The 6412-nt window shown below is 51.5% G+C and carries 8 protein-coding genes; 6 read left to right on the forward strand and 2 right to left on the reverse strand.

Annotated features, from left to right (window positions below; translation table 11 throughout):
• The coding region (locus MK323_14740) for an adenylate/guanylate cyclase domain-containing protein (GenBank protein MCH2483401.1) at nt 1-303 on the reverse strand (303 nt) is incomplete at its 3' end.
• A gap of 231 nt (nt 304-534) precedes the next feature.
• Here MK323_14740 and MK323_14745 point away from each other — a divergent pair.
• Both MK323_14745 and MK323_14750 read left to right on the forward strand, forming a co-directional pair.
• Nucleotides 535-987 carry a DUF1127 domain-containing protein gene (locus MK323_14745; GenBank protein MCH2483402.1) on the forward strand — a complete coding sequence of 151 codons (453 nt, stop codon included), beginning with the start codon at nt 535-537 and terminating at the stop codon, nt 985-987.
• A gap of 597 nt (nt 988-1584) precedes the next feature.
• On the forward strand, nt 1585-2016 hold the full coding sequence (locus MK323_14750) for a pyridoxamine 5'-phosphate oxidase family protein (GenBank protein ID MCH2483403.1): 432 nt from the start codon (nt 1585-1587) through the stop codon (nt 2014-2016).
• Nucleotides 2017-2201: 185 nt separating this feature from the next.
• Here MK323_14750 and MK323_14755 read toward each other — a convergent pair whose 3' ends face one another.
• Nucleotides 2202-2846, reverse strand: coding sequence for a glutathione S-transferase family protein (locus MK323_14755; GenBank protein MCH2483404.1), 645 nt, complete (start codon nt 2844-2846; stop codon nt 2202-2204).
• Nucleotides 2847-3080: 234 nt separating this feature from the next.
• On the opposite strand from MK323_14755, the gene MK323_14760 reads away from it, so the two are divergent.
• From MK323_14760 to MK323_14775, 4 genes are all read left to right on the forward strand, one after another.
• The gene (locus MK323_14760) at nt 3081-4076 is read left to right on the forward strand and encodes a hypothetical protein (protein MCH2483405.1); all 996 of its coding nucleotides are present in this window, start codon (nt 3081-3083) and stop codon (nt 4074-4076) included.
• 48 nt (nt 4077-4124) lie between these two features.
• Nucleotides 4125-4838: an SDR family NAD(P)-dependent oxidoreductase gene (locus MK323_14765; protein ID MCH2483406.1), complete on the forward strand. Its 714-nt coding sequence runs from the start codon at nt 4125-4127 to the stop codon at nt 4836-4838.
• A gap of 343 nt (nt 4839-5181) precedes the next feature.
• Nucleotides 5182-5547, forward strand: a complete 366-nt coding sequence (locus tag MK323_14770) for a hypothetical protein (protein MCH2483407.1) — start codon at nt 5182-5184, stop codon at nt 5545-5547.
• A 47-nt stretch (nt 5548-5594) separates the two neighbouring features.
• Nucleotides 5595-6197: a phosphatase PAP2 family protein gene (locus tag MK323_14775; GenBank protein ID MCH2483408.1), complete on the forward strand. Its 603-nt coding sequence runs from the start codon at nt 5595-5597 to the stop codon at nt 6195-6197.
• Nucleotides 6198-6412: the final 215 nt, after the last annotated feature.

A 6412-nucleotide genomic window follows, 5' to 3' on the forward strand; every position in this document is an offset into this window, starting at 1 on the left:
ACCGACTCGGAGTAACATCTGATCTTCTTCAGGCACTCCTTCGTTTCTTTGCCTAAGGCTTCTTTGAAACTCAGTGGCAGCAATGACAGCATCCACCGGACTCGCAAATTCAGCAATTATTGAATCGCCAGCACTCCCAAATATTCGTCCATGATTAGCCGAAATACAGTCGTCCGTGAGGGTTCGACAGGCCTTTAGGTTCTTGAGGGTCCGATCCTCGTTTTCCCCCATCAACATGCTGAAATTGACGACATCTGCAGCAAGGATGGCGGCAAGCTTCCTTCTAGGCTTTGATTCATTCATGGCTCTATCTTAAATCCAAATTACAGTACTGTTACAGACAGAGAAATGTGTAGATGTGTTTCATTTCCAACATCCCAAAAGTTTGTTCGGCAATCAGTAGGCGAAGTGCCTGTACATTAGATATTGTAATATACAAATGAAATAAATTCGTTTGATATTAGGGCTACTTGTAACTAAATTACTGTCCCATACGTTGTTTCCTCCTCTGTTTTATTGTTTAGGTAATTTGATATGAAAAAGACAACCCTCCGACCAGAGGTTGCCGACTCACACTCGGCCAATGATGAATACTACACAGCTACCCGCCAGGGGAAACCAGTCCTCACAGTCCTCGATGGCCCTAAGTTTAGTGGTCTCGATAACCAGTTTGTTTCTGTGGACTATGCTCGTGCGACCCAGATCGCCCGGCAACTCCAGGCTAGAGTGATTGCTGAGGTTTTCAGCGCCTTCGGTCAATTGATCAAGCGGTTTGTTGTCTTTACCGCTCCCGGCATGATCTTATCCGTGGGAAAAGCCCTGAAAACAAGATACCAGACTCGCAAGGCGGTCACGTATCTTTCCAACTTGGCACCTGAAGTCCTCCAAGATATCGGCTTGACTCGGGGGGATATCTCAGCCCTTGCGGCCGGTCGGATCCACAGTGACGACCTCAACGAAATCCGCCGTTCGGGCTGGCCATATTGATCGTTTGGGTCTGCTTGGTTGACTGCGGTTAGACTCTCAGCCCCCTTGCCGTAAACCAACTGATGAACGTGCGGTAGATGTATAACTGATCATGAGCCGACCTTAACCTGTTTGCGGTCAGTGGGGTTACGGTTTTGCCGGTTACCCCGGTCCTACTATCGGGATCCATACGCTCATTAACACAGCTGTTTCTGGGCGTTTATTCTTTAAATCTTCGAATTTAATTGGAAAGCAGTAGTACACTTATTCCTATATTTATAGGCTGAAGTGCGTTTCTGAGTACCTGTCTTCGAACCAGGTGGTCGGGAGTTCGAATCTCTCCGGGCGCAGCAATCGCTCACGACCTACGATAGTGACGACTGATTCGAATTTCGCTCTGTTCGTCGAACAGTGAAATATGCGAGAGATCCAGCGCCACTTATCGGGACCCATTAATCAGCTGCCGGAGTTTTCTCGCAAGTCCCGATCGCTCGCTTCGCAATACGCTCACATCAACTGGACTGGACTATTGGGAACGTCAGAGCAATCGCCAAAATACCGACAAAACCAAGTGTCGTTGATTGCTACAATCGGGGTCTTTGTTCACGGAGACAACGCATGGCGGATACCCGCATGAGCGTCGAGGAGCGCGAATCTTTTCTGGCGGATGTACACATAGGTGTGCTGTCGATCCCGCGCAAGGAAAGGGCAGCCCCGCTGACGGTGCCCGTATGGTATGACTACGAACCTGGCGGCGAGGCGTGGCTGATTACGGGTCAGCAGTCGCTGAAAGGCCGCTTACTGGAAGTCGGTACGCCTGTCGCACTGGTCGCGCAGACCGAGGACACGCCATACAAGTACGTGTCCGTCGAGGGGCGTGTGCGCGCGATCGAGCCTACCAGCAATGAGGCAGACCTTAAACCCATGGCGATACGTTATCTTGGCGAACAGAGGGGTGTCGCCTATGCGGCGGGCAGTACCGAGGAAGCGTCCATACGTGTGTCGATCATACCCGAGCGCTGGTTCACGGTGGATTACGCGAAGTCCTGAGTTACCATCGAAAGTGCTGGATTTGGTTGGACTAGGCCGGACTCCTGCCGGTCACATTATGGTCACAGTGACCTGATTGAAAAGGAACCCCTAAGCGGACTGACATCGATCCGAGATTTCAGTGGAACGATCCACCGGCCTCGCTCTTGCTATCCGAACTTATACCTGCATCCTATAGTCGGGGATCAGGACGGTCCGCCGACCGTGAAGCCCTCGCCAATATGTGTTGCCTCCCAGCATGGCAGTTGTTCGACGCGCTCGGTCATCCAGTGATTCAGGTTCGGATGTTCGTTAAGTGGCAGTTGCTGCCAGGCATGCAGGTGCATTGGCGATGCGACAGCAATGTCAGCAATGGAAGGTCCGGCACCACAGAGCCAGGGATTCTCAGCCAAACGACTGTTCAGGATTCCTGCGAGCTTATGAAAGTTTTCAGCCTCAGCAGCTATCGCGGCTTGGTCAGGTGTATCGTCCAACAGAGGCTTCACGCAGTTCTCCACTAGGTATACATAACATGACGGGAACCATGCTGACGCTTCCCACAGCAGCCAGCGATTGACGTCGGCACGTTTGGCAGGATCTTTAGGATAAAACTCGGTTTTATCCATAGTGTCGGCAACGTACTGCAATATTGCATTCGACTCCCAAAGGACGAGATCACCGTCCTTCAACGCCGGCAATGCGGCGTTTGGGTTTATAGACTTGAACTCGTCGTTTTTCTGCTCCCCTTTGAAATAATCGACCTTAGTGAGCGTATAGTCGGCATCCATCATCTGTAGGCCGGCAAGTACCTTACGGCAGTTGACCGTGATCGGATCGGCGAATAGTTCCATTTGGACCTCCCTTTGTTGTTGATCTGGCGGTTAAGCTTACTATTATTATCACAAGTACAGCGCGGCTGGCTGCTACAGATAGCCTTGCTTGAGTAGATATTATGATGAAATTACAATGAACCAGGCAAGTATATGTATGATTAATGTACCCGAGTATGACTTGGTAGGCGCTCATGTAACTCTGGCACCTTGCCGACATAACGGGTTCGCCACTTCTGAGGAGTTAGCAATTTAATGGCTTCAGCTTCAGGCACTGCGAATAACGCAGTTCGCAAGGGTTCTTTCAAATACCTAAAGACATCGGTATCACACTCGCTGTATCGCAACGGTAAGGTGCTAACTCGGCGCGACCGTAAAGGAAACGACGCCGCTTGGGAAGGCGTTGATCTGGAAGAGCGGAACATGCCAGTTCACGACGCAAGACAACTAGAGGAGTCGGACAGACCTAGGCTGAACAGCAACGGATTAGAGGTTGTGGAAAGTCCCTTGCGAAACCCTAATCTTAATTTCCTTTCTCAAGACGAAGTGATCCGTGCCTACTATTCTGACTGTGCTGAAATCGTTCAAGAAGTCAGCGGAGCAGCGTTCGTTGCAGCGTTCGACCATAACGTCCGTTCGGCTGCCGGCAAGAACAGCAAGAGCCGTATCAAGGGTGGTCAGCATGTGCAAGGTCCTGCTCACGTTGTACATGGAGACTACACGCTGACAAGTGCGCCCCAAAGGCTGCGGGATTTAACGCGGCCGCCGGGACCTAACGATATGCTCAGTATGATTCTAACCGACGGCAGAGGTCTGATCGACGAGGTTCGGGCTGACCGTGCATTAGCCGGAGGGCGTTTCGCTATCATTAACCTCTGGAGAAACATCGCCCATGAGCCTGTGGTCACTCATCCTCTGGCAGTTTGTGATGCTCAAAGCGTGCGCCCCGAGGATCTGGTCGTCTTCGAGATCCATTACGAAGATCGTATTGGCGAGAACTACTTTGCTAAGCATTCAGACGGGCACAAATGGCACTTCTATTCGGGTCTGATACGCGATGAGATTCTGCTTATAAAGCAGTGGGACTCCGACGGTCTACTTGCCCGATCGGACGGTTTGAAAGGGGATGCGACCGGGATAAGAGAGCCGTGCACCTTCAGTTTCCATAGTGCCTTTGCTGACCCCACTACTCCGGCAGATGCACCCGACCGCTGGAGTATCGAAGTCCGTTGCATGGCGCTCTACGATTGAACCATTACCTTAGTCGTAGTGTCCGGATATTATGAAAGGAGCTAACAGATGCTTACCCCAAAAGGCCGAGTCGTCATGGTCTCCGGTGCAAACCGAGGGATTGGGCGCGCTATCTCTGAGGCGCTGTATGCGGCAGGCTACTCACTTAGCCTTGGAGCGCGTGACGTCGCAGCGCTCAACGATCTAACGGAGAACTGGGAGTCCGATCGAATTGTCTTAGAGCGCTACGACGCTGAGGATCAAGGATCGCATCACCAGTGGGTAGAAGCCACGGCCCGATACTTTGGGCGAATTGACGGCTTGGTGAATAACGCTGGCATGGTAGTTCGGGTCACTGTTGAGGACGAGAAGGATGTGGAACTGGACCGCATGTGGGTCGTCAACGTGAAGGCACCCTTGTCAATGATCCGAAATACTCTGCCGCATTTACGTCGAAGCGGCACCGGACGAATCATCAACGTGTCCTCTATCGCCGGTAAGGCTGTCTATAATGACAACGCCGGGTACTCGATGACAAAGTTTGCCACAGTAGCTCTTTCGCACGCGACGCGACGTGCGGGTTGGGACGATGGTGTTCGATGCACCGCGCTGTGTCCAGGTTTCGTAGCGACCGATATGACTTCTGACGTTGAAACCTTTCCCTACAACAAAATGATGGTGCCAAGCGACATTGCGGAAATTGTGTTGATGTTGTTGGCGCTTTCGAATAATGCCTCGGTCGCGGAACTCGTGGTAAATTGTCGTGATGATGTAACAATGTAATGGAGTTCGGCCTAGGGTTGCTGCCACTTACTCACACCGATCCCGAGCGAATGTGACTGGAATGGACTGGAGAGGACTCCTGTTGGTCACATTCTGGTCACACTGATCTGATCAAAAAGGAACCCCTAAGCGGACTGACATCGATCCGAGATTTCAGTGGAACGATCCACCGGCCCAGTTCTTACCATGGGGACCCGCTCATATCGCTATAGCGGCCGCGTTGTTTGACCTGACCGGCATTTTCCAGATCAGACTGTAAGAGAGACTGTCAACCTTTACAGACAACTCAAGTGCTATTGACCGCAGCGACTATGACCAGCCCCCACTGACTGGTCCAGTTTGAATGTTAGTGCATGGCCGGCCTTTGGTCTATTGGGATGATGAGCCCCGGGTGCCGGCGATCTGCCGGACAATCGATCAAGTTAAAGCGGAATTCGACGGCGCAGGTGCTGACGTGATACCGATCAGAGAACAGGCGTCGGACGAACTGACAGACGAACAGTTCGAAATACTCTGGACGGTTGCTGTGGAACAGAGTTCAGAGATCGTGTCCAATTCGGAAAGGCCTGTCGAGGTCAGTCTGCTGCTGACCAATCTGGTTGATGATTTGCTGATACGGGGTGTTGAATCATCGTATATTCTCAGTGCTGTACATCGCGGATTCGAGATCAATGAAGACAGAGCAGCTGAAATTGCAGCCGAAAACTGATCTGCTGGTGCCACGAAAGGGCTGGGAGATCACTTGAGACACCTATTTTGAAGCAATATCTCATATCACTGGATATCGCCGGTCTTCACGGGCTTCAGTCCTGGATCGATCCCGCCAGCCCGATCCAGGTCTGGGCAATCAGGTTTTTCTCGGACTTTCACATCTTTTTTATGGCAGGACTGCTGGTTGTACTGTGGCTTTACGCGGTATATACCCGGCAGTCCCTACATAAAGAGTCGGCTTTGTATGTTGCCTCGACAATCCTGTTTTCTCTGGCGATCTATCTTGCGGTCAATCAGCTGTTCCCCGTACGGCCACGTCCGGAAGCGGTTTCAGCGGTAACCCCGATAATCTCTCATCTCCCCGACAACTCATTTCCTTCCGGGCACGCCATTTTTGCCGCTGCGGCGTTGGTCGCGGCGTTGTTGTTTCCAAAAAACAGATACCTCACAGCCGTAATATGCACATTCGGAATTCTGATGATGCTCGCCCGGGTCATCGCCGGATTTCATTATCCGGGAGATATGATTGTGGGAGCTATGCTCGGAACAGTGTTTGCTCTTGTTTTCTACCATATCCACCAGCACGCCTGGATTCAAGCGGTATGTATCAGATTCCCGATCCGGTTTGCCCGTCTGTTCCGTCTGTAGAGTGACCGACAAACGCTCATAAAATCTCAGACTTAAGACGGCTGTGAAGTCGGCTGTCAGAACTGAATACACACGTTTGCGTTTACACAAAACTGCCACCTCAACACCACCGAAAAACGTTAAGTGGTTGGTGGAGCCGAGGAGGATCGAACTCCCGGCCTTCGCATTGCGAAACCAAGCTTCACACTAGCAGTCAAATTTAATCAATCACTTAC

Source organism: Gammaproteobacteria bacterium (genome assembly GCA_022450155.1).
Taxonomy (GTDB): domain Bacteria; phylum Pseudomonadota; class Gammaproteobacteria; order Arenicellales; family UBA868; genus REDSEA-S09-B13.